Source organism: Laceyella tengchongensis (assembly GCF_900182735.1).
GTDB classification, from domain to species: domain Bacteria; phylum Bacillota; class Bacilli; order Thermoactinomycetales; family Thermoactinomycetaceae; genus Laceyella; species Laceyella tengchongensis.
Window position 1 is genome coordinate 143,609 of sequence record NZ_FXTU01000003.1, and the last position, 22,868, is coordinate 166,476.

Below are 22,868 nucleotides of genomic sequence, written 5' to 3' on the forward strand. Positions count from 1 at the left end.
CTATCCTGTCGTGACCAGCACATGGTTTTTCGCTTGTTGATCGCGCTGTTTCTTCAGCTGGTTAAACGCTGTCACCTTCGCTTCGGACAAAGATAAACCGGTTTGTTTCAATGTTTCGATGGCTTCCTTCATCGCCTTGTAATCGCGGGGGATCACTTTGATAAACTTCGGCACATGCTTTTCCCACTCCGCCAGTACAGATTGACCGCGGCGGCTATGAGTGTAACGCACATGCTTGGCGATCATTTCCCGCACTTGCTCGATTTCTTCCTTGTCAACCAAACGTTCCAACAAGACCATTTCTTGGTTGCAATGGGCGTAGAACCGTTCCATCTCTTCGGCGAGGACATAAGCGATTCCGCCAGACATGCCCGCGGCGAAGTTTTTCCCGACTGATCCCAAAACAACGACCCGGCCTCCGGTCATGTATTCGCAACCATGATCTCCGATGCCTTCGACAACAGCATGCACCCCACTGTTGCGTACGCAGAAACGTTCGCCCGCCATCCCATTGATATATGCTTCACCAGAGGAGGCGCCGTAGAAAGCGACGTTACCAATGATGATGTTCTCATGCGCGTTGAATGGAGATGAGGATGGTGTTTTCACGATGATTTTGCCACCAGACAACCCTTTGCCGACATAATCGTTGGCATCGCCTTGAATATTTAGAGTGATCCCTTTGGGGATAAACGCGCCAAAGCTCTGTCCTGCCGACCCCTTGAATGACAGGTGGATCGTGTCTTCAGGCAACCCTTGTTCACCATAACGCTTAGTCACTTCACTGCCCAAAATGGTTCCTATTACCCGGTGATTGTTGTTAACCGTAAATTCTCCCTTCACTGGCGTCCTATGTTCCAAAGCCGGTTGACACAAGGGAAGCAGTTGTTGGCAATCAAGTGTTTTTTCCAAATGATGATCTTGTACGGCTGGGGTCGATCCTTCCGCGCTGCTCTCCATTACGGGTTGTGGTTGATAGAAGATTGGCGACAAATCCAAGTGTTTGGCTTTCCAATGTGATTTGGCCCGGTCGCTCACCGTCAACACATCTGTGCGCCCAACCATTTCTTCCACTGTGCGGAAACCCAACTCCGCCATGATCTCTCTCACTTCTTGCGCGACAAAGCGCAGGTAGTTTACCACATGCTCAGGATCACCCATGAATTTCCGGCGCAGCTCCGGATTCTGTGTCGCAACCCCCACCGGACAGGTATCTAAGTGGCATACCCTCATCATCACGCAACCGAGTACCACGAGAGGAGCTGTAGCAAAACCGTATTCTTCGGCTCCCAAAAGGGCAGCCATCACCACATCTCGGCCTGTCAGCATCTTTCCGTCCGTTTCCAGCACAACACGATCACGCAGTTGGTTCAATTGCAACGTTTGGTGTGCTTCCGCCAAGCCCAACTCCCATGGCATCCCCGCGTGTTTGATGCTGGTGCGGGGAGAAGCTCCGGTTCCTCCGTCATGCCCACTGATCACAATCACGTCTGCCAGTCCTTTGGCCACCCCTGCGGCGATGGTACCTACCCCTGCTTTGGAAACCAATTTGACGCTGATCCGCGCTTGGGGGTTGGCGTTTTTGAGATCATGGATCAATTGCGCCAGGTCCTCGATAGAGTAAATGTCATGATGTGGTGGGGGTGAAATCAGCCCTACTCCTACAGTGGAACCGCGCACTTCCGCGATCCATGGGTACACCTTGTTGCCTGGCAATTGTCCGCCTTCGCCTGGTTTGGCCCCTTGCGCCATCTTGATTTGTATCTCATCTGCGTTGACCAAATAATGGCTATTCACTCCAAAACGCCCTGAGGCCACTTGTTTGATCGCGCTGCGCCGTGAATCGCCATTGGCATCCACTTGATACCGGCGAGGGTCTTCGCCTCCCTCTCCGCTGTTGCTTTTGCCTCCGAGACGATTCATCGCGATAGCCAACGCCTCATGCGCCTCTTGGCTCAAGGCACCGTATGACATGGCTCCGGTCTTGAAGCGACGCACAATCGATTCGACTGGTTCTACTTCTTCAATCGGAATAGATGGCCGGTTTGGTTTGAATGCAAATAAACTCCGTAGGAAGAGTAAATGTTCATCGTTGGCCATTTTCGTGAATTTCTTAAACAAAGCATAGTCATTGCGGCGGCACGCTTGTTGTAGGGTGTGGATCGTCAGCGGATTGTAGGCATGGGGTTCCCCATTGCGGCGCCATTGTAATTCGCTTCCCGCTTCCAACGATGTTTCACCATGCGGATCGAATGCTTGAGCGTGGCGCATGACGGTTTCTTGCGCGATCACATCTAGTTGAATCCCGCCGATTTGTGAAGAAGTACGGGTGAAGTAAGTGTCAATCACCTCTTTGCCAATGCCGATCGCCTCAAAAATCTGTGCCCCGCGATAACTTTGGATGGTGGAAATACCCATTTTGGACATCACTTTCACGATGCCTTCCGTCGCTGTCGTAATATAGCGACGCACTGCTTCCGCATGGGTGATTCCAGGCAACGCGCCATCCTGGATCATCTGATTGTAAGTGGCAATGGCGAGGTACGGGTTGATCGCGTCCGCTCCATATCCGAGCAGCATAGCCAACTGATGCACATCGCGCGGTTCTGCCGATTCAACAAGCAAGCTTACTTTGGTTCTCGTTCCTCTGCGCACCAAATGATGATGCAAACCGCTGACGGCCAGCAATGCCGGAATGGCCGCATATTCTTCATTCACTCCACGATCTGTCAGGATTAGCAAGGTAGCCCCTTCATCGATCGCTGCATCCGCATGGTTAAATAATTCATCCAATACATCCGCCAACTCATGCTGTCTGGATACGGGAAACAACATCGACAGGGAGGCTGTTTTAAATGCCGGATGAGTGTTGCCGGCCACCCTACCCAATTCTTCATCGGCAAGGATGGGGGTAGACAGTCGGATACGGCGACAATGAGTCGGTGCAGGTTTCAGCAGGTTACCTTCCGCCCCAAGTAGCGTTGTCGTGGATGTAACGCATTGTTCACGAATGGCGTCAATGGGCGGATTGGTGACCTGGGCGAAAGATTGTTTAAAATAGTTGTACAATAGTTGCGGCCGATCAGACAGGACCGCAAGCGGAGTATCGCTCCCCATCGCGCCAACGGGGTCTTTTCCTTCCGTCACCATGGGCGCCAAATTTTTAGTTATCTCCTCATAGGTATAACCAAAAGCTTTTTGCAACCGCACAAGTTCTTCTGTAGCAAGCTCTTTGACTTCCGATTGCCCCGGCAGGTCGTTCAACTCGATCATATGCTGACGCAACCACTCACCATATGGTGCTTCCGCAGCGATTTGCTCTTTCAATTCTTCATCATCAATGATGCGCCCCTCATCTAAACTCACCAACAACATGCGCCCTGGTTGCAAACGGGCTTTGCGCACCACTTTCTCTTCAGGCACGTCCACTACGCCGACTTCAGAAGAGAAGATCACCAGATCATCCGAAGTGACGTAATATCTCGCCGGACGGAGTCCGTTGCGATCCAATAGGGCGCCGATGTGGGTACCATCCGTGAAAGCGATGGCGGTGGGTCCGTCCCACGGCTCCATCAGGCAACTGTGGTAAGCGTAAAATGAACGCCGCGCTTCGCTCATTTGCCCATCATGTTCCCAAGGTTCGGGGATCATCATCATTGCGGTGTGGGCCAAAGACCGCCCGGATAAGGTCATGAATTCAAAGCAATTGTCCAAAATCGACGAATCAGTACCCTCCATGTCCAATACGGGGAAAATCTTGTCCAAATCCTGCCCGAAGACATCCGATTGAAACATCTTTTCCCTGGCGAGCATCCAATTCACATTCCCGCGCAAGGTATTGATTTCACCATTGTGCAACAAGTAGCGGTTGGGGTGTGCCCGTTTCCAACTCGGAAATGTGTTGGTGCTAAAGCGGTTGTGCACCATCGAAAAGGCGGATGCAAATAGAGGGTCCTGCAAATCGGGGTAAAATTCACCCAACTGCGAAGGGGTCAACAACCCTTTATATACGAGGGTGCGGCTGGACAGCGTAGCTGCATAAAAATCTTCTCCCGCTTCCCGCTCCATTCGCTTGCGAATCACATAAAGTTTCCGTTCAAAAGCCAATGGGTCCAATCCTTGGCTGTTTGCGATAAAGACTTGACGTATCACCGGTTGTGTTTTTCGAGCCGTTTCTCCAATGTTCTGATGATTTACCGGTACCGTTCTCCATCCTAGCAAGGTTTGCCCTTCCGCCATCGCGATTCGCTCTAATTTCTCTTCATACGCGGCGCGAAGTGACGGATCATGGGGCAAAAACAACATGCCGACTCCATATTGCCCTGCCTCTGGTAACGAGATGCCGATCTTAGCGCATTGGTTCTTTAAGAATTGGTGCGGGATTTGCACCATGATTCCCGATCCGTCTCCCGTTGCGTGATTTTCCCCGCCGCGGTGGGTCAGCTGGCATAGGATGTGCAATCCTTTTTTAACAATATCATGGGAGGCTTTCGCTTTCAGATTGGCCACAAATCCGATGCCGCAAGCGTCATGTTCGAATGCGGGGTCATAAAGCCCTTGTTTTCTTGGCAACACTGTATGATTATGACTCATCATTCTTCACTCCCTTGTGAAGATTTGTTTTTGACGCGCTTGTTAGGAAATATCACGTTAAGATGTATTGTCATTTTATATTTGTATAATTATATTAACAATATATATTTCCGATTAAATTGATCGCATATTGAGATGGATAAAAAAGGGGAGGGGCTGGGATGGAATTAAGACAAATTCAATATTTCATTGAAGTCGCCAAACGCGAGCATGTGACTGAGGCCGCACATGCCCTTCATGTGGCGCAGTCAGCGGTCAGCCGGCAAATCGCCAATCTGGAGTCGGAATTGGGGGTTGCCCTTTTCACTCGGGAAGGGCGAAACGTGAGATTGACGCCTTTGGGTAAGATTTTCCTCACCCACGCGCAAAAGGCTTTGCGAGAGATAGATAAAGCCAAACAAGAAATCGAAGAATATCTAGATCCGGCCAAAGGTTCTATCCGCCTGGGGTTTCCGAGTAGTTTGGCTGCCTATATCCTGCCTACGGTCATCTCCGCGTTTCGGGCTAAATATCCCAACATCGGGTTTCAACTCAAGCAAGGCGCGTATCATCATCTCATCGACTCCGTTATCAACGGTGAAGTAGATATCGCCTTTATCGCCCCAGTGCCCACGGATGTAAAAGAAGTAGAAGGCCATATATTTTTTTCTGACAAGATTGTTGCGTTGTTGCCATCCCGCCATCCGCTTGCCGACAATCCTGCTCTGCGACTGAGCCAGCTCAAAGATGAGTCGTTCGTCTTGTTTCCCAAAGGTTTTGTGTTGTACCAATTGGTGGCCAACGCTTGCCATCAAATGGGGTTTCAGCCCAAAGTGGCCTTCGAGGGGGAAGACATTGATGCCATCAAAGGATTGGTCGCAACCGGTCTCGGAGTGACGCTGTTGCCGGAAGTAACTTTGATCGACAGCACTCCGCGCGACACTGTCAAAATCCCTATCAGCGAACCGGAATTAGCCCGGACTGTGGGCGTAATCATTCCCAAAAAGCGCAAATTGCCTCCTTCCGAACAATTGTTTTATGACTTTATCGGTGAGTTCTTCAGCATGTTAAACCAGTTTAGTCTCTAGCTGGACCCGCATTCTCCGCTCAGCTTTTCGGCAAGCGGAGAATGCGGGTGTTTCATTTTTGGATACGGAATGTTCAGTAGATATTCATTGAATCCACCAACCGGGTCATATAATCTAATCGTGTAGGGCAACGGTATTTATTGGCTTTTTGGTGTCAAATCCCACTGATAAGAAGGTGTGTCGGATGAAAGTTCTTTTTTTAATCCAACCTGCCCATGGGCATATGAATCCCAGTCTGGCCATAGCCAAAGAGTTGGTGCGTCGCGGTGAGCGCACGATTTTTTTTACAACGCCCGATTTCCGGAATGCCGTGGAAGCCATTGGCGCGGGATATCAACCGATTCCTGAAAAATTTAGTCTGGCGCATATTGTCAAGGAACATGGCATTTTCATGATTAAAGACCCGGACAAGTTTATGAAGCTGTCCTTGCAAATTCTTCAATCACAAAAAGAGCAGGCACATGAACTGCTTGAGCCTCTCGTCAGAGAAGAAGCAGACCTGATCGTGTATGATCATATGTGCGTTTGGGCCAAAGAACTGCTGAAAAACCTCCAAACTCCCTCGGTCGCCTATTTCAGTAGCTTTGCGATGACAGAAGAGTCGGTGATCATGAAGCAGAGAGCCCGCATCATAAACGATGAGGTGGTCATGGCAAAATTGCACGAGATTTTTTGTGCCAATGATGGTCTCAATCTTGTCATGATTCCTAAAGTGTTCCAACCAGATCACGAAACGCTCGGTAGTAACTTCGCATTTGTTGGTCCACAGATCACCGAGCGACCAAACCAACCCGGCTTAGACACCACTTTGGATCCTGATCGCCCCATCATGTACATCTCTTTAGGCTCCATTCTTTCCAATACCTCATTTTATCTCACATGCATGGAAGCATTTGCTGATACCGAATGGCAAGTGATCATGAACGTCGGTCCGGGAACGAACATTGATTCATTGGAACCAACGCCAGATAACTTCATCATCCGTAACTTTGTCCCGCAATTGGAGGTACTAAAACAGTCCCAAGTGTTTATCACGCACGGTGGCATGAACTCCACCATGGAGTCATTATGGTATGAGGTACCTCCTATTGTGATTCCGCAAAGCTCCGATCAACCTTTGGTAGCCGAACGCATCAAAAAACTGGGACTGGGTACAACACTCTCACCTTCTGACGTGTCAGTGGAAACATTGCGGGAAGCTGTTGCTTTCGCGCACACTGAACCTTCTATCAAACAAAACCTAGCCCAAATGAAAAAAGAATTATTGGCGGCGGGAGGGACAGCCCGGGCGGCCACTCTCCTGCAAGAGTACGTCAAATCCTATAAATAAACACAACCCCCATGGCCCTAAAGTCATGGGGGTTGTGTTTAGGAAAGTTATGGTATATTGATACATAGGCTCTTTTCAAATACTATGCATAGGAGGTGTTTTCCCGTGGACAAACGTTATCATTTGGATCTGTCCATTCAGGACTTGAAGCAAGCCAATCAGATCCTCCACCGCGCAGCTGATCGGTTGGATGCCATGAATCATGATAAATCATACACCTTGAGCAACCTCATCGCCGATTTTGAAGAGCTGATTGAAGAACTGGAGAATCCGGATGAATAATCCGGATTCTTTGCTGAGTGACGATGGCTCCCCGAGATAACCATAAGGCTCAATCATTTCCACTAAAACGATTTCCACATGTCAGGCGGATTCAATTCGTAAATGCCATTTTCCCGATACATGAAATGATTGATGATCAATTCACCCCGAATCGTCGCATAATCGTCGTGAAACTTTTTAATGTATTCATTCAGTTCGTTTTCTGGATATTTCACACCGACTTTCAAGTCTTTGATGAGATATTCCAATACGATCAGTTTCTTCTTATGTTTTGCTGGAAGCTGTGTCAGCTTTCCATCGGCAGTGAAGAAATTCCGAATGACTTCCCATCGGTTTTGCTCCAATTCCCCTCTCTCCTTTTTGTCGAATGTGTTCACCCACTTGGTAATCGCCTGCGACTTTTGCTGCAATGCTTTGGCATCCAAATGTAAATACAGTGTGTTTTTGTTCCTTCTTTCAAATACCAATCCAACTTCGCGCAATTTTTGTACATGATGGGTAATCGTCGACGGGGTTAACCCCAATTTCCCAGCCAGCGCTTGCCCATGAAGAGGGCCTTGGGCCAATAAAGATAGAATGCGAATCCGGGTGGGATCAGCTAATGTCTTGTGAAATTGAACCAAGCGGTCAAGTTGCAAATGTTTTCATCTCCATCTAATTTAATAAATATCTAATTAGATGTTAATCGAATTAGATTACTCTTGCAAGTCGCCGTTTGCAAATAAAAACAGGCCAGCGAATCCGCAGGCCTGTTTTTATTCGGTTCAGGTCTCATCCGAACGGGACATATAATCGCGAGCGTAAGGGTCACCCGGTTGTGTATGATTTTTAAACTGGCTCAACCGGCCATTGCGCCCTTCGCCACCGCTCACTTTTACTTTCCGTTGCCCATTATTGTCTTTCGCTTGCTTTTTGGACATGGTTGCCTTCCCTCCTTTTTGGAGGTAGGATGCCCGGTGTGTTTTCGCTATATCCGCGGGTACTGCTTCTTCACTTCACCACAGGCAGAATGAGTTGGCTTTTTGCAGGGTCAATCGTGATCTTCGTCCCGCCCGTGGGCCGAATGGTAAAGTCATAATCGCTTGACACTAACACGATGCCGATGCGGTGGCCTTTTTTGAACACATAGTCGTCAGCTTGCAAATCCCACTCAAAGGTGTATTCTTTTCCGGGGATTACCGGTTTTGCTTTGCTGTCAGAGATGCGGTTCTGCGGATCTAACCAGCCGCGGGTTACAATTTCAAATGAAGAGACATGGGTCTGATGTTGATATAGGTAGGCGCATCCATCATCTCCCGGAACTCCTTGACCGTAGCAGATGCGCTGATCTGTCCGCACTAATCCTTTTTGGTAGTCTACCCGGGTGTCCGTCCCATAATCCACCAACAATGCGGTAAGATTGGCGACAGGCCGATCGATGCTGGCGCGAATTCGGATTTTGGGTGTTCCGCTGATACGGATGTCTTTTTGTAATGGAGCTCCCAAATAAGCTAAGCGGTTGGGGGATGGCGATTCCGGATTGGAGACCAGTTGTTCGGCTGTACGTTTGGGATCGTCGATCAGGGTTTCCAAGCGCTTGGGTTGGCCGTGGCTTTGCTTCCCTAATTTTCCGCCCGCCCCAAGCGGCATCCGCACCTTTTCGGCTTTTTTGTCAGGCCAAGTGGCATGTTGTTCCCAACTGCCCGGAGCGCGTTCGATCCTGGCCATCGGCTCCTTCATGATCCCATTGGGAATCTCATACAACCAATAATCAAACCAACGGTGCAAGGTAGATAACCACGCTTGTTGTTGAAAACTGAACGGATTGAGATGCCCGCCTTGATGCAACCAAATTTTTCGCGGAACCTTGTGCTGGGCCAAAGCGTCCCACCATCTGGCAAATTGTTTGGTTTTTACGTTCCAGTCGTTCAAGCCATGCACCACAAATACACTGGCCTTCACTCTACTGGCATGTTTAACATAATCCCGTTCATGCCAAAAAGTATTCATATCACCGGTCACCCGATCTTGCAATCGCTCCAAAGATGAAATGATTTCCTGGCAGACGGCGGGGTTTTTCCTGGTCAAGACGGCTTTTGCCAACACATCGGCGTCTTCACCTTGATAACCGCCTGGTGCTACCACGGCGCCGTTGGCCCGATAATAATCATACCAACTGCTGATGGCAGCGATGGGAACGATCGTTTTTAGCCCTTTCACATCGGTGGTGGCAACGGCATTGGGCAAGGTTCCATTATATGAAACGCCAATCATTCCGACATTGCCGGTGGTCCAGTCAGCGACCATCGGTTTTCCACTTTCGTCAAACGCTTTGGCTCGCCCATTTAGCCAATCGATCACCGCTTTGGCGCCGATGGTCTCGTTGCGAGCACCCGATGTCGGACAGCCTCCCGACAGACCCGTTCCGGCACTTTCCGCTAAAATGACAGCATAACCGCGCGGAACGAAATAGTTATCATAATAACCAGAAAACGGCTGCGTTTGGTTCAGCTCAGCCATGGGCTTGCCTTTTGCAGGGCGCAATTCAACATCTACATTGTGGTTGGGAACATCATTAAGTCCCGACCGATAGGGACTGATTTCATAAATGACGGGTACTTTTTTGTCCGTGTTAGGCCGCATGATTTGGATTGCTATGCGGTCAGGCTCGCTGTCGTGATCGCTGTCCATCGGAGCCTCCACATACCCTTTTTCGCGGATGGCGTTCTCATAGGAATAAATGGGCTGGGTCGCTCCATCGCGAACCAGCATTTCAGATTCTGACGCGTGAGTGGGAACAGAGCTGGAAAAGACAGTGCAGACTACGATGCAACTTGCGAGTGCAATGATTCGACCTGTTTTTAATGACATAACAATCTCCCTTTACAAATAAACTTATTTCATCATAAATAGTTCTGCATAGACAAACACCCATCCTTGTCATTATAGGCAATCAACATTGCGCAAATGGTTGGGGTGTTGAATATCATGAACTAGGTTCACGGATAAAAGGAGTGAGTCCCAACGATGTACTATGATGATTATGATCCGTATTACTCGGAAGCCGATGATGAATTCGTCTATGCTGACGATGATGGGTATGTGAAACAATTCCCACCCCGCTCCCCCTTTCGAGTCGCCCCGGAAACATTGCGCATGTATGTTGGTCAAATTGTGAATGTTGTTATTCGTGGAGTGTCGGTCACTCCCCTCCGCGTCTATGTTGCTGATGTGAATCCTTATGGGGATGCTACGTTGATTTCCTGTCGCGGCAATGCGCCCCAGCGCATGGTCGTCTCCGCGCGCGATGTGACGATTGTGGGTTGATGGTTCACTAACTGGAAAGCGAGCGCAAACATTTGTTGTGCGCTCGCTTTTTATTTTTTATTCTTAATATTTGAAAATATATAACGAAAAGAGGGTTTTATAAATATTGATAGAATACAGTTAATAAAAAATAAAAGGTGATATTGAATGAAAATAAAAACATTCAAAGTAGGGATGTCCCTCTTGCTTTCCTCTGTGGTTGTATTTGGGACTGCTTTCACCCTTCCACAAGCTTCTGTTCCTGCCAAGGCTAAACAACAAAACATATCTGGAGATCGCATATATCGCGACATCGCGTGGATGTCCAACCGTGACAATGCCCGCGTCGCCGGAACGGAAGGGGAACATCGAACTGCGGCAGCAATTGCCAAACGTTTTCGCGAATTGGGATTAGATGTAAAAATACAAAAATTCCCGTTCAAAACGTTTATTAGCCATGGGCAAGAATTGACCTTGCTTTCCCCTGAAAATAAAACCATCGAAGCCAAAACTTTCACTTACTCCCCGAGTACGCCTGAACAAGGTCTTAGCGCTGAAGTAGCTTACGCTGGTTTAGGCAAGCCGGAAGATTTTGCCGGAGTTGATGTCAAAGGGAAAATCGCTTTGATTCAACGCGGAGACTTAACCTTCTACGAGAAAGTACAAAATGCTGCAAAAGCCGGAGCGATTGGCGCAATCTTGTATAACAATGTATCTGGTGCTTTAAACGGTACACTCGGTCAAGAAACAGATATTCCCGCTATCGGACTGTCAGATGTGGACGGAAAACAATTGCAAGAGTTGATCGCTGCCGGGAAGCGTGTGTCTGTCACCATGAAAGTGAAAACAGAAATCTTGGATACCTACTCACAAAATGTGATCGGCACGCTGAAAGCCTCCAAAAAGGCTTCCACCAAAAAAACATTGATTCTGGGCGCCCATTATGACGGGGTAGACACTCCAGCCGCAAACGATAACGCCTCCGGCACCAGCACCATGTTGGAAGTGGCCCGTGCTCTTTCTCATAAAAAGCTTAACATGAATGTGAAATTCATTGCGTTTGGTGCGGAAGAAGCCGGGTTGGTTGGTTCGGAGTATTATGTTCAATCTCTGCAAGACAAAGACAAAGCAAACATTGTCGGCATGGTCAACATGGATATGGTTGGCGTTGGAGACACCTTTAACATTCTCACGGCTTCCCCTGATGCCAAGTCCTTTGTAGCTGATCACGCTGCAAAACTGGCGGATGAACTCAACTTGCCGTATGAACGCGGATATTCAACCAGAAGTGACCATGCTCCTTTTGAAGATGCCGGCATTCCCGTCGCTTTCGTTCATGTATCTGAAGATCCCTATTATCACAGCGATGAGGATACATTGGACAAAATCCAAAAAGATATGCTGAAGAAATCTGGCACGCTCGTGGTCAATCTCATCAAAGAGATCGCTGGCAAACCAAAACAACCGGTAGGCAAGCCGGCCCATGGTATGAAGGAAATTCGTGGATTGAAACATGAATTTCCCGCAACGAAGTGATGAAAAGGCTTCTGTCCTCCAATTGGACAGAAGCCTTTTTTGCGTTCTTCAATGAGCATGAATACGATCATTGATCCCCTTTCTTCATGATAGGAACCCAAAGCTCATTGCGATGTGCCTCTCTTGGAAGATAGCATTCGATTGCCGGCAAATGAGCCAGTTCATATGCTGAAGTCGGAACCCATTCGGTGTACAAACGCTTCCAGATTTCTTGCAATCTTTCCGGTGGCCCGTCCATGTCAAAGACAGCCCACATGGTTGGCGGATAATTCAAGGAGGTCATCCCTTTCGGCGGAGTTTGATCGGAGACGACAGCCATAATATAGTCAAACTCTTCATTCTCGCCAAAGTCACCATCAGCGCAAACGCCCAATATCCCTTGCAATGCATGATCGTTCATACGCATTTCCCACAGTTTTGTCAAAAGACCTTGCTCTGTTGCACCAGCCCATATCTGAGGCACAGTGTGAAAAGCGTCTTGGGTACGGATGCGTTCGCGAATTCCTACGATTGAAAATCCGCTTAGCGTTTCGATCCTGTAATTCAACTCAGTCACTCCTTTGATGGTCAGTTGGAAGGAAATACGGGGGTATGCTTTCAATTTCGTTCCGGCTTTTCTCGCCTCAGTTGGAGTTAGGCCATGTAGGGCATGAAATGCGCGGGTAAACGCTTCCGGCGAATCATAGTTGTATTTAAGCGCCAAATCGATCACTTTGATGCGACTGTTCTGCAATTCAAATGCTGCCAAGGTCAAGCGTCGGCGACGTATGTACTCTGACAGGGGCACATCCGTGATGTATGAAAACATGCGTTGGAAGTGATAAGTGGAACAACAGGCAACTCTGGCTACTTCTGAGTAAGAAATATCTTCTGTGATGTGATCTTCAATATAAGTAATCGCATCGTTCATCTTATTAACCCAATCCATTTTTATCCCCCTTTGAAAGCAAGTATAAGCGTACAACAAATCAAAAGCCGTGCATTCATTGCACGAGAATGCACGGCTTTTGATTGCTTTGATCATTTATTTTGCTTCCATCCACATTCCATGGATCATGACGGATTTGATTACCCACTGGTCGCCGTCTTTGATGCACGGAAAACGGATGTTCTCGCCCGGATGATAAAGGTACAGATGGTCTGCTGTCTGCAATATGACCTGGCTCTCTCGAATCAATTGGTGGATGTCATGGCCAGAAAGCTTTTTCCTCAATCTTTCCTCTACCCGTTCCCGCAGATGGCGGGTGAAGTGAAAACGAACCGGGTCAAAGATGATTCCCCCTTTGTTCCATCTCCTTAAGAAAATGATGCACCAGGTCCCGCTTAAATGTGGGCAAGGCCTTCATCATGGCCATGGTAAAATGAAACACGCCCATCTTCCGCACCATCGCTTCCACTTTTTGTTTGGACTCTTCCGACACTAAACCGAATTCTTTGGAAAGATACTGGATGATTTCCTGAATCTCATCCGCAGGTGGTTGTTGCTTGGGTAAGGGAGCTTTGATGCTGTCCAATACTTGAAAGGGGTTTTCCTTTTTGTCATGATGCGCCAGACTGAGCTCCAGCTTATTATCTTCTTTGACTTGGCGAATTTCGGCTTCAATTATTTGCTGGGTATGTAATTCTAAGTGTTCAGGAATTTGTGAGATGTGAATCAAGCCAGAGGCCAGGTGCTCGTCTTTTGTCACTGCGAACGCGCCGTAATCAACCAACTTAGTGATGCGGACCTGCACTCTGTCCCCGGGTTGATACGGGAGTTCTTTTTTTTGAGACTTATACAGATGATTCAAGATGTTCTGATCAATACTCATGAATATTGTTCACTCCGATAGTAGTTATTTAATCGATTATATCATGTTGTTTAATCTGTATCAGTCTAATAGAAAATATTACATATGACATTTTCTGTTTGAATATGAATAAAAGAGTGATGTTTCGGAAATTGGCAGTTCCGAGACTTTTCTACCATTCGATTGTTTTAAAAAAGATCAAGGCGTGCCTTGATCTTTTGTGTTTGCATTTTATCCTGCATAGCTTCATTTGTCAACGGTGAAAAGGCGTTTAAGCAAATCGGCCTCTTCCTTACTGTAAGACCGTTCAATCCGCTTGATCACCTTCTCATTGAGCGGAGTTCGTACAACGACTGGGATCTCAGATTGGAGGACTTTTTCGTGAATCATGTTGATTTTCGCGGCATCGAACTCCTCGCTCAACAGATCGATAGACGATCCATCTTTGAAGGTGAGGGTGTATTCAAAATACAGGTTTCTCGCGGAGGCTTTGCCGGTCCAATCCACAGTCACCAACTTGATGTCGGACCATGCGTAATCTTGGTCGTTCACAGTGATTTTTTGGTGGTCCACCCGTGTGCCATAATCGAAATTTTGATAATACTTGAAGCCCGCAAACAACAATATGGGGATGCCGACGATCAGCCAAAACATCCGTGTACGCCGGTTCCAATAGAGGGAAAATAACAGTGCCACGCTGGCTAGCGCAAATAAAAAGATATAGCCGATTACGTCTCCAGAGAAATACAAAGCCCCCTTTTTATATTGCCTTATTTCCTGCCATTGGTGCATCCCAAAAAACAATCCTGCAAAGAGAAGTATGTGCAGCGGAATGTGCCAAACCCTGAATTTTAATATCAACTGTCCAACCTCCTGATCAAGAGAACTGCCTCTCTATCGTAAGCGATGATTGCGATTTCGACAATCTGTGTCATAATCATGCTGAAAGGAGAATGAGTGTATGTATCATAGACGTTTACAACCGAAAGAGCTGGATGAATTATTGACGAAGATCGATAAAGAAAGTAATCTGCTATACTTCACTTATCTCACGGTCAGACGGCAACAAACAGTCCATTACGGCCAATTCTCATCAGATGGCCGCTTACTGGGCGTGCTGGCCTATCTGTATGGATTGCCGTTTCATGCTTTTTCGTATGTGTTATTTTCGGAAGAGGTTTGTATCCGCTCCCTGCTGACTTATCTCAAGGAAGAACTAAATCTTCCCGATGGAGACGTCGGGAGTACCTTCGTTCCAGAAAAAGATGCGCCCATCTTCTCATCGCAGCTTGGTTCCGACTCGCCCCTGTGGATCACAGGGGCGTGCGTATAGAACCCCACCATTTTGGTTTGGTTAAATCAAGGATGAAAGAAATTGACGCCATGGCATTTACTGAAGATGAGTTAAACAACCTTCCTTTTTATGGCGTGTTTGATGACAATGTCCCCGCCATTCGCCTGTATGAATCTTTGGGGTACCGATTGGTTTCCAAATTGCAACGGATGGAATTCTCTCTCTGATCTACAAAATATTGACAAACGATTCGTTTTATATATTTATTGTGAATTCAACAAGAAAACCAATGATCTTCTGCTTCGATTTTACTATAATAGTAGTTGGTTAACGAAAGAATCGTTTCGTTAACCTATATGACGGAAAAATGGCTTCTTTAACCATCTGCCAGGGTTACTAACCCTGTTGTGGCATCGTCATTGCAAGTCGTTTTCCCTTGCACAGTGAAAAATCGGATTACATCCACCTTGCCTTTGTCGCTATCGCAAGGTCGATCACTTGACAAGAAGAATAAAGGAGTGATGTTTTTCATGAGGTTTTTTTCGCTTCCCTTCGTCACGCCCCAAAACCACACGAAAAATTAATCAGAGGGAAGCAGAAAACCCAAGAATGCCAAGGCTTTCAGTGGTTCGTTCAATTTTGTAAACCAACAGCGATCAAAAAGGCCTTTTATTTTTCGTCTGAATCCCATGGGTCTCCCTGATTTTTCATTTTTGACTTCTTTTCCAAATATACTAACCTATTTTTTATCATAATTCATACCGGAGTGAAGCAACGATGAAATACTTATCACGCAAATTACCAGAAAATATCAATCGCTTAGCCATGGAACTTCCTGAAGACGTCCAAGAGTACATATTGGAAATGATCAGCGCCGACCGCTCCATCGAAACAGTCGCGGCGTATGTATATGACTTTAAACTGTTTTTTGATTATTTGGAAGAACATGGGCACGAGCTTGAAGATGTGACCGGTCGTACGATCAAGCGCTTCTTTCGTTATATCGAACATGGGTATGAGCGCAAAGTAACCAGGAAGATCAATGGGAGACTTGTAGAAACGGTACAGGTGCGGGAGAATTCGCATGCGGGCAAAAATCGCAAACGGGCTTCGCTCCAATCCCTGTTTCGGTATTTGGTTAAATGCGGAGCACTAGATCGCAACCCCATGACTGAGTTTGAGGATGTGACATTACGCGCCCGCAACAAACAGCGCGTTCCTGTTTTTTTAACGCATGATGAAGCCATGCGTTTGGTTCACAGCGTCCATGACTTCTTCGATATGAGAAACTACAAGCGCTTGAGCTGGTTACGGTATCGGGATCTGGCCATCCTCCTCATTTTTCTTAATACTGGGTTGCGCGTATCTGAATTAGTGCGCCTCGATACAACCAGCATTCAAGAACAGAAAGGGACCGTTCGCATCGTTGTTTTGGGTAAGGGGAACAAAGAGCGAATGCTAAAACTGAACAACACCGCCACCACCGCCCTCAAGGATTACATGGCAGTACGGCCTACCCCGGCACCAGGATATGAATCGGCATTGTTTTTAAATCGGAACGGCGGTCGAATCAGTCGCGTCTCTATCAATAAAATCATCAACAAATATGTGAAAGAAGCGGATTTGCCTCCCAAAGCGAAAAACATTTCGCCACATAAATTGCGTCACACACTGGCTACCCTCTTGCTCTCCAACGGCGCCAATATCCGCGTGGTGCAAGAAATTTTGGGCCATTCCTCCATCAACACAACGCAGATTTACACACACGTTGTCAATGATCAAAAGGATGAAGAATTGGATCGCCTGGATGAATTGATGTAAATAAGGATGTCTCTTTACAGAGACATCTCATTCCAATTTATTCCTGTTTATATCGCAAACCGATCTGAGGTAGATTGCAGTTTGTTATTTTTGTTTATTTAATTTGTTTATTCCTTGTAGTTTTAACATTTTAATTATACTGTCTGTTTCCTGGGTTAATCGTTTTACCAGTTCCTGGGCACTCTGTTGTCTTGCCAATCGGATGCCTTGCCCCGCCCACATCGACATCCACTCTGGCCGTAATTGCTCTGCTGCTGCTTTGCGGATGTGTTGTGTCAAAACATGCTGTAATGGATACGGCAACGTCTCAGGCAACTGTTCGGTTAAATCCATTAGCTTGTTACGCAAGCCGCGCACTGCTTTCCCAGTAATTGATGTAGTCACAGCAACGCGATCTTCCGACGACGCGATAAGCGCTTGTTTATATAATGGATGGGCCCCGCTCTCTTCGCATGGGATAAACGCCGTTCCCATCTGTACGGCAGAAGCCCCCAAAGCAAAGCTGGCAGCGATTCCTCTGGCATCCATAATCCCACCAGCGGCAATAACTGGCACCCTGACGTGATCGGCCACCTGTGGAACCAATGCCATGGTGCCAATCATGGCCTCGTGATAAGCGTGGGCAAATGTACCTCGGTGCCCACCGGCTTCACTCCCCTGTGCCACAACGGCGTTGACGCCGAGCCGTTCCAATTGCATAGCTTCATGTACCGTAGTAGCAGTGCCCATGACAAAGATGCCTGCTTTTTTGCATTGTTCCATCTTTTCGGAAGGCAATAGGCCAAAAGTGAAACTGAAGACAGGAACCCGCTCTTCCACGACGACGGCAAATTGCTCGTCAAATTGGTCCTGATAATCGATCGTCAGTTGTTCCGCATCTATCCCCAATTCATCACAAATCGGCTTGAGCTGGCCGACGAGTTCCGTTAAGCTTTTTTCATCTACACGCGTTGGCTGTTCGGGGATAAAGAGGTTGACGGCGAAGGGTTTCGATGTCAGCCTGCGGATCTGCTTAATCTCCGCGCGCAGTTTCGATGGGGACAAATATCCGACGCCTAATGACCCGAGCCCACCGGCATTTGACACGGCTGCCACCAATTCGGGGGTCGTCACTCCTCCGGCCATTGGTGCTTGGATAATCGGATGCTGAATGGAGATAGCAGACAACAGCGTTGTGCATTGATGCATGATCATGCCCCTTTCTTTGCCTCATTCTAACCATATTGTAACAGACCATCGCTATGTTGATTTTTCTATTCCACCCAGCCATGCTCTGCTGTTACAGTGAATATGCATTAAAAGGATTGTAAAGAATCAGTTTTCCCCTTCACACCGTCGCCATAGCATGCTATACTAAGACACATTAAATGACAACAGCATAAAACAAAACCTCATCATGGCTTTGATGAGGTAGAGGTTGCGACTTTTATTAGTACATGACCTGAGATCCAGAGAAGATCAGTGACGGCCATGGAAAGGAAAAGTCGCCGAAGTTTCCCTGCATTCTCTGGGCAGGGATGCTGGGTCTGTACCCGAACAGGGGCAGAACTGTCACGCATATTCATTTAATATGCGTGGTGTGCTATCTTCAGGAGATATGGTTATGGTGCGGTTTTGATAAGGGATGCCGTCTATAGTCAGATGGTATTTTTTAATTGCCCGACTATACTCTCCTAATATCAATTGCTGATTAGGAGGTTTTTTTATGCGCTTAACCGGCACGAGTCACATTGGCAGTCAAGGCCATCTCACCATTGGCGGATGCGATACGGTGGAATTGGCTAAAACCTTTGGAACGCCACTCTATGTTTATGACGAAGCATTGATCAGGGAAAACAGCCGCCGTTTTGTCAAATCATTCGAACAAAGCGGATTTGCTTTTCAAGTCGCTTACGCCAGCAAAGCGTTCAGTTGCATCGCGATGGCTCAACTGGCAGCCGAAGAGAATCTCTCTTTGGATGTTGTTTCAAGCGGAGAATTGTACACCGCTCTCCAAGCTGGATTTCCCGCCGAGCGCATACATTTTCACGGCAACAACAAATCGGAAGAAGAATTGCGGATGGCGCTTGAAGCAGGCGTAGGCTGTTATGTTGTGGACAACTTTTATGAGATGGCTTTACTCCATGATTTGGCTTCCGCATCCGGCATACAAGTCAATGTGATGCTTCGCCTCACGCCAGGGATTGAAGTGCACACCCATGAATACATCTCCACCGGCCAAGAAGATTCGAAATTCGGGTTTGGTGTCGCTGACGGGCAGGCGATGCTTGCGATCCGGCAGGCATTAGCGAAAACGCATTTCAATCTATTGGGTATTCATGTCCACATCGGATCGCAAATTTTTGATACCACTGGATTTGTTGAAGCGATCAAGGTCATCCGGGAATTTTTGGACAGCGTGCGGAAAGAAACCGGTTATGAAGTGAAGGTGCTTAATTTGGGTGGGGGTTTTGGCATTCGGTATACCGATGAAGATGATCCGGTGGAAATCGAAACCTTCGTGGAAACGATCACGCAAGAGGTGGCAGCTGCTTGGTCCAAACGCAACTTGCCAAACCCCGAAATTTGGATTGAACCGGGGCGCGGTATTGTGGGGAATGCTGGCACAACCCTTTACTCCGTAGGCTCAATCAAGCAGATTCCGGGGATTCGCACATATGTGGCGGTGGACGGAGGCATGACCGATAACATCCGGCCCGCCCTTTACCAAGCGAAGTACGAAGCGCTACTAGCCAATAAAGCGTCGATGGTGGCAACTGAAACCGTCTCGATTGCGGGCAAATGTTGCGAAAGCGGAGATATGCTTATTTGGGATATCGATCTGCCGCAAGTAACAAGCGGAGATATCCTTGCGGTTCTCTCCACCGGAGCCTATGGCTATTCCATGGCCAGCAACTATAATCGCCTCCGCCGCCCTGCCGTCGTCTTTGTTCGGGATGGTATCGCCGACTTGGTGGTGGAACGGGAAACATATGAAGACCTGGTCCGCCATGATCGCAAAAGATCGGTCTTGTCCAACATCGTCTAACGTCTTTGTTCCCATAAAGCATCTCTTCCATAAAGAAAGAACCCGTTCATCATCGGGTTCTATTTTTTTGGGTAACTCCACGCAATGATTAATAAATTTTTTTATATATTAAGTTTGATAAATGTTATGAAGGGGAATGGATTTACTAAGCAAGATCCTTCAATCCTTCAAGGAGGGTGTTACGCATGATACTCGAAGCGTTGAGACGTGAATTGCTCAGCTGGGAAGGTGTAACCGAACATGACCACCGGTTTGGAGGCGTAGAATTTCGTTATCAGAACAAAGAGTTGGGTCATCTGCACGGTGAAAAACACGCTGATTTCCTGTTTCCCAAATCGATTCGCAACGAGCTCGTTGCTTCCGGGGTGGCTGAACCGCATCCTGTCGTTCCTGATTCGGGTGTGAGTTTTTGGATTAAAGGAGAACAAGATCTCCCTCAACTTATCAAACTGTTCAGAATGCAATATGACCGATTGGCCCAGAAGAACAACAAAAACTGAATCATCCGAGGGAAGGCAACCATTCATCACAGGTTGCCTTCTCTTTCATCTGTTTTTCTTAAAATGAACTTAATGCATTGCCTAAGTATTTTCCAGTGATCGACTGTTCCGCATGAATTATCTGCGAAGGGGTGCCCTCAAACACCACCTGTCCCCCCTTGCTGCCTCCGTCTGGTCCCATATCGATAATCCAGTCCGCTTGGCTGATTACATCGAGGTTGTGTTCGATAACAATCACCGTATTACCGGCATCCACGAGACGGTTCATAATCCCCAACAGATGACCGATATCTGACATGTGCAGGCCGGTTGTCGGTTCGTCCATCACGTAGATGTTGCCCTTTTTATGCAATTCGCTTGCCAGCTTGATGCGCTGGCATTCCCCACCCGAGAGCGTGCTGAGTGGTTGTCCAAGTGTAATATAGTTCAGCCCTACATCGCTTAGCGTCTGAAGTTTACGCACTACCTCTTTGAGTTGAAAGAATTCCAATGCCTGCTCTACAGTCATCTCTAGCACTTCAGCGATGGATTTGCCGTTGAACTTGTATGCGAGTACCTCATCCTTAAAGCGTTTGCCTCCGCATTTTTCGCATGGCAACTTCACGCTATCGAGGAATGCAAGGTCGGTATACACAACTCCCAACCCTTTGCAGTTCTCACAAGCTCCCTTAGAGTTAAAGCTGAACAAGCCTGGACTGACCTTGTTCACAGAAGCAAACGCCTTGCGCACATCATCCATAATGCCTGTGTAGGTCGCAGGGTTTGAGCGTGTCGATACGCCTACCGCCGATTGGTCGATGACGATCGCATCCGGATGCTTGCTGAGAAATACCTTGTTAATCAGTGTACTCTTGCCTGATCCGGCGACTCCTGTAACTACTGTCAGCACTCCGGCCGGAATATCTACGCTCACCTTCCGCAGGTTGTGCAGTGTGGCATCCTTGATGGTCAGCTTACCGGATGGCTGCCTGCAATCATGCTTCAGCTGGAATGGCCGCTTCATATAGGTTCCTGTCAGTGTACCGGACTCCAGCAGACCTTGGAAACTCCCTTCATACACGATGGTGCCACCGCGACTACCGGCATGAGGCCCGACGTCGACGATATGATCCGCTACCTTAATCACATCGGGATCGTGCTCAACGACAATCACCGTATTGCCCTTGTCGCGCAACTTCTGAAGTAACCCATTTAATCGGTGCACATCACGGGGGTGCAAACCGACGCTGGGTTCATCGAAGATGTAAGTGACATCCACCAGACTGCCGCTTAAGTGCTTCACCATCTTCACGCGTTGCGACTCACCGCCGGACAATGTATCCGTCTCACGGTCCAGCGTCAAGTAGTCAAGGCCGATATCCACCAGATGTTGCAACCGTTCCATCAGCGACTTGATAATTGGCGCGGCAACAGGATCGTCGATTTCTCGGATGGTATGGATGAGCTGTCCGACTTCCATGGAGGACAAATCCGCAATGTTGAGTCCATTGATCTTGCAACTGAGTGCGGCTTGACTGAGTCTCGCGCCATGGCAACTCGGACAGGTGCCCTCAGAAATAAAAGGCGCCACAGCTTTTTGTGTGCGCTCGGACTTGGTTTTCACATCCTGCTTAATGTATTTGTTGGTGAACTTTTCAATGACGCCTTCCACTGTAATATTGGTTGCCTTGCCTGCGAAATCCATCTTTACTTTTCTTGCTTTGGCGTATAGCAAGCGCTCCAATTCTTCATCCGAATAATCGCTCAGCTTCTTGTCGAGATCAAATTCCCCCGTCTGTGCGATGATATTCCACTCCCAGCCGTTCACCGAATAGTCCGGTAGCAAAATCGCCCCTTCATTCAATGATTTTGACATGTCCAGCGCTTTACTCAAATCAACGCTCAGTTTGCGACCGATCCCATTGCACTCGGGACACATACCTTGTGGATCGTTAAACGAGAACATGTGCGGTTGCCCAATATAAGGCTGACCCACTCGGGAGAAAAGCAGACGGAGAATGGGAGAAATATCCGTAATCGTACCAACGGTGGAATGAGAACCGCCACCCAGCCGCTTCTGATCCACAATCACAGCCATACTCAGATTTTCGATTGCGTCCGCATCCGGTTGCGGAACACGTGGCAGAAAGGTGCGGACGAACATGCTGAAGTTTTCGTTCAGCAGGCGCTGGGATTCAGCGGCGATGGTATCAAAAACAATGGACGATTTGCCAGAACCGGACACACCGGTAAAAATGGTGATTTTTCGCTTAGGAATGCGCAAGGATACGTTTTTGAGATTGTTTTCCCTGGCACCTGAGATCACGATATACTCCTGATGAGATTCGCTCATGCTTAACATC

At 47.7% G+C, this 22,868-nt stretch carries 20 protein-coding genes and 1 riboswitch; of the genes, 10 read left to right on the forward strand and 10 right to left on the reverse strand.

The features are described 5' to 3' along the window. Entirely contained in the window at positions 1-4,593 is a 4,593-nt protein-coding gene (gene gltB / locus QQZ12_RS07730) for a glutamate synthase large subunit (protein WP_284724210.1), read from the reverse strand. A gap of 161 nt (positions 4,594-4,754) precedes the next feature. On the opposite strand from gltB, the gene gltC reads away from it, so the two are divergent. From gltC to QQZ12_RS07745, 3 genes are all read left to right on the forward strand, one after another. Continuing rightward, on the forward strand, positions 4,755-5,660 hold the full coding sequence (gene gltC, locus QQZ12_RS07735; RefSeq protein WP_284724211.1) for a glutamate biosynthesis transcriptional regulator GltC: 906 nt from the start codon (positions 4,755-4,757) through the stop codon (positions 5,658-5,660). A gap of 184 nt (positions 5,661-5,844) precedes the next feature. Continuing rightward, positions 5,845-6,990, forward strand: a complete 1,146-nt coding sequence (locus tag QQZ12_RS07740) for a nucleotide disphospho-sugar-binding domain-containing protein (protein ID WP_284724212.1) — start codon at positions 5,845-5,847, stop codon at positions 6,988-6,990. 105 nt (positions 6,991-7,095) lie between these two features. Further along, positions 7,096-7,272, forward strand: a complete 177-nt coding sequence (locus QQZ12_RS07745) for a hypothetical protein (RefSeq protein ID WP_022738237.1) — start codon at positions 7,096-7,098, stop codon at positions 7,270-7,272. A 62-nt stretch (positions 7,273-7,334) separates the two neighbouring features. Here QQZ12_RS07745 and QQZ12_RS07750 read toward each other — a convergent pair whose 3' ends face one another. From QQZ12_RS07750 to QQZ12_RS07760, 3 genes are all read right to left on the reverse strand, one after another. After that, entirely contained in the window at positions 7,335-7,910 is a 576-nt protein-coding gene (locus tag QQZ12_RS07750; RefSeq protein WP_284724213.1) for a DUF2087 domain-containing protein, read from the reverse strand. 126 nt (positions 7,911-8,036) lie between these two features. Then, a complete protein-coding gene (locus QQZ12_RS07755; RefSeq protein ID WP_170176049.1) occupies positions 8,037-8,192 on the reverse strand; it encodes a hypothetical protein in 156 nt (51 codons plus the stop codon). 70 nt (positions 8,193-8,262) lie between these two features. Next, the gene (locus QQZ12_RS07760; protein WP_284724214.1) at positions 8,263-10,122 is read right to left on the reverse strand and encodes a Xaa-Pro dipeptidyl-peptidase; all 1,860 of its coding nucleotides are present in this window, start codon (positions 10,120-10,122) and stop codon (positions 8,263-8,265) included. A 156-nt stretch (positions 10,123-10,278) separates the two neighbouring features. On the opposite strand from QQZ12_RS07760, the gene QQZ12_RS07765 reads away from it, so the two are divergent. Next, positions 10,279-10,578, forward strand: coding sequence for a hypothetical protein (locus QQZ12_RS07765; RefSeq protein WP_284724215.1), 300 nt, complete (start codon positions 10,279-10,281; stop codon positions 10,576-10,578). A gap of 147 nt (positions 10,579-10,725) precedes the next feature. Then, positions 10,726-12,093 (forward strand): M28 family peptidase, encoded by a 1,368-nt coding sequence (locus QQZ12_RS07770; RefSeq protein WP_284724216.1) that lies wholly within the window; start codon positions 10,726-10,728, stop codon positions 12,091-12,093. A gap of 67 nt (positions 12,094-12,160) precedes the next feature. Here QQZ12_RS07770 and QQZ12_RS07775 read toward each other — a convergent pair whose 3' ends face one another. The 4 genes from QQZ12_RS07775 to QQZ12_RS07790 form a co-directional block, all read right to left on the reverse strand. Next, positions 12,161-13,021 carry an AraC family transcriptional regulator gene (locus QQZ12_RS07775; protein WP_284724217.1) on the reverse strand — a complete coding sequence of 287 codons (861 nt, stop codon included), beginning with the start codon at positions 13,019-13,021 and terminating at the stop codon, positions 12,161-12,163. Between the two features lie 96 nt (positions 13,022-13,117). Next, a complete protein-coding gene (locus tag QQZ12_RS07780; protein ID WP_022738269.1) occupies positions 13,118-13,306 on the reverse strand; it encodes a hypothetical protein in 189 nt (62 codons plus the stop codon). Positions 13,307-13,358: 52 nt separating this feature from the next. Further along, on the reverse strand, positions 13,359-13,904 hold the full coding sequence (locus QQZ12_RS07785) for a S1 RNA-binding domain-containing protein (RefSeq protein WP_284724218.1): 546 nt from the start codon (positions 13,902-13,904) through the stop codon (positions 13,359-13,361). Between the two features lie 225 nt (positions 13,905-14,129). Then, positions 14,130-14,675, reverse strand: coding sequence for a hypothetical protein (locus QQZ12_RS07790; RefSeq protein ID WP_284724219.1), 546 nt, complete (start codon positions 14,673-14,675; stop codon positions 14,130-14,132). 169 nt (positions 14,676-14,844) lie between these two features. Between QQZ12_RS07790 and QQZ12_RS07795 the strand changes: the two genes are divergently transcribed. The 3 genes from QQZ12_RS07795 to QQZ12_RS07805 all read left to right on the forward strand — a co-directional run bounded on the left by QQZ12_RS07795 (position 14,845) and on the right by QQZ12_RS07805 (position 16,998). Next, on the forward strand, positions 14,845-15,216 hold the full coding sequence (locus QQZ12_RS07795; protein WP_284724220.1) for a hypothetical protein: 372 nt from the start codon (positions 14,845-14,847) through the stop codon (positions 15,214-15,216). A 32-nt stretch (positions 15,217-15,248) separates the two neighbouring features. After that, positions 15,249-15,404, forward strand: a complete 156-nt coding sequence (locus QQZ12_RS07800; protein ID WP_284724221.1) for a GNAT family N-acetyltransferase — start codon at positions 15,249-15,251, stop codon at positions 15,402-15,404. 550 nt (positions 15,405-15,954) lie between these two features. After that, positions 15,955-16,998, forward strand: a complete 1,044-nt coding sequence (locus QQZ12_RS07805) for a tyrosine-type recombinase/integrase (protein ID WP_102992454.1) — start codon at positions 15,955-15,957, stop codon at positions 16,996-16,998. An 84-nt stretch (positions 16,999-17,082) separates the two neighbouring features. Here QQZ12_RS07805 and QQZ12_RS07810 read toward each other — a convergent pair whose 3' ends face one another. Next, positions 17,083-18,186 carry an NAD(P)H-dependent flavin oxidoreductase gene (locus QQZ12_RS07810; protein WP_284724222.1) on the reverse strand — a complete coding sequence of 368 codons (1,104 nt, stop codon included), beginning with the start codon at positions 18,184-18,186 and terminating at the stop codon, positions 17,083-17,085. A gap of 215 nt (positions 18,187-18,401) precedes the next feature. Next, positions 18,402-18,591, forward strand: a riboswitch (Lysine riboswitch). A gap of 112 nt (positions 18,592-18,703) precedes the next feature. Between QQZ12_RS07810 and lysA the strand changes: the two genes are divergently transcribed. Continuing rightward, positions 18,704-20,026, forward strand: coding sequence for a diaminopimelate decarboxylase (gene lysA, locus QQZ12_RS07815; RefSeq protein WP_102992452.1), 1,323 nt, complete (start codon positions 18,704-18,706; stop codon positions 20,024-20,026). Positions 20,027-20,211: 185 nt separating this feature from the next. Then, the gene (locus tag QQZ12_RS07820) at positions 20,212-20,526 is read left to right on the forward strand and encodes a luciferase domain-containing protein (protein WP_102992451.1); all 315 of its coding nucleotides are present in this window, start codon (positions 20,212-20,214) and stop codon (positions 20,524-20,526) included. A gap of 58 nt (positions 20,527-20,584) precedes the next feature. Here the strand turns inward: QQZ12_RS07820 and QQZ12_RS07825 are convergent, their stop codons facing one another. Then, a complete protein-coding gene (locus QQZ12_RS07825) occupies positions 20,585-22,858 on the reverse strand; it encodes an ATP-binding cassette domain-containing protein (RefSeq protein WP_102992450.1) in 2,274 nt (757 codons plus the stop codon). Positions 22,859-22,868 lie beyond the last annotated feature (10 nt).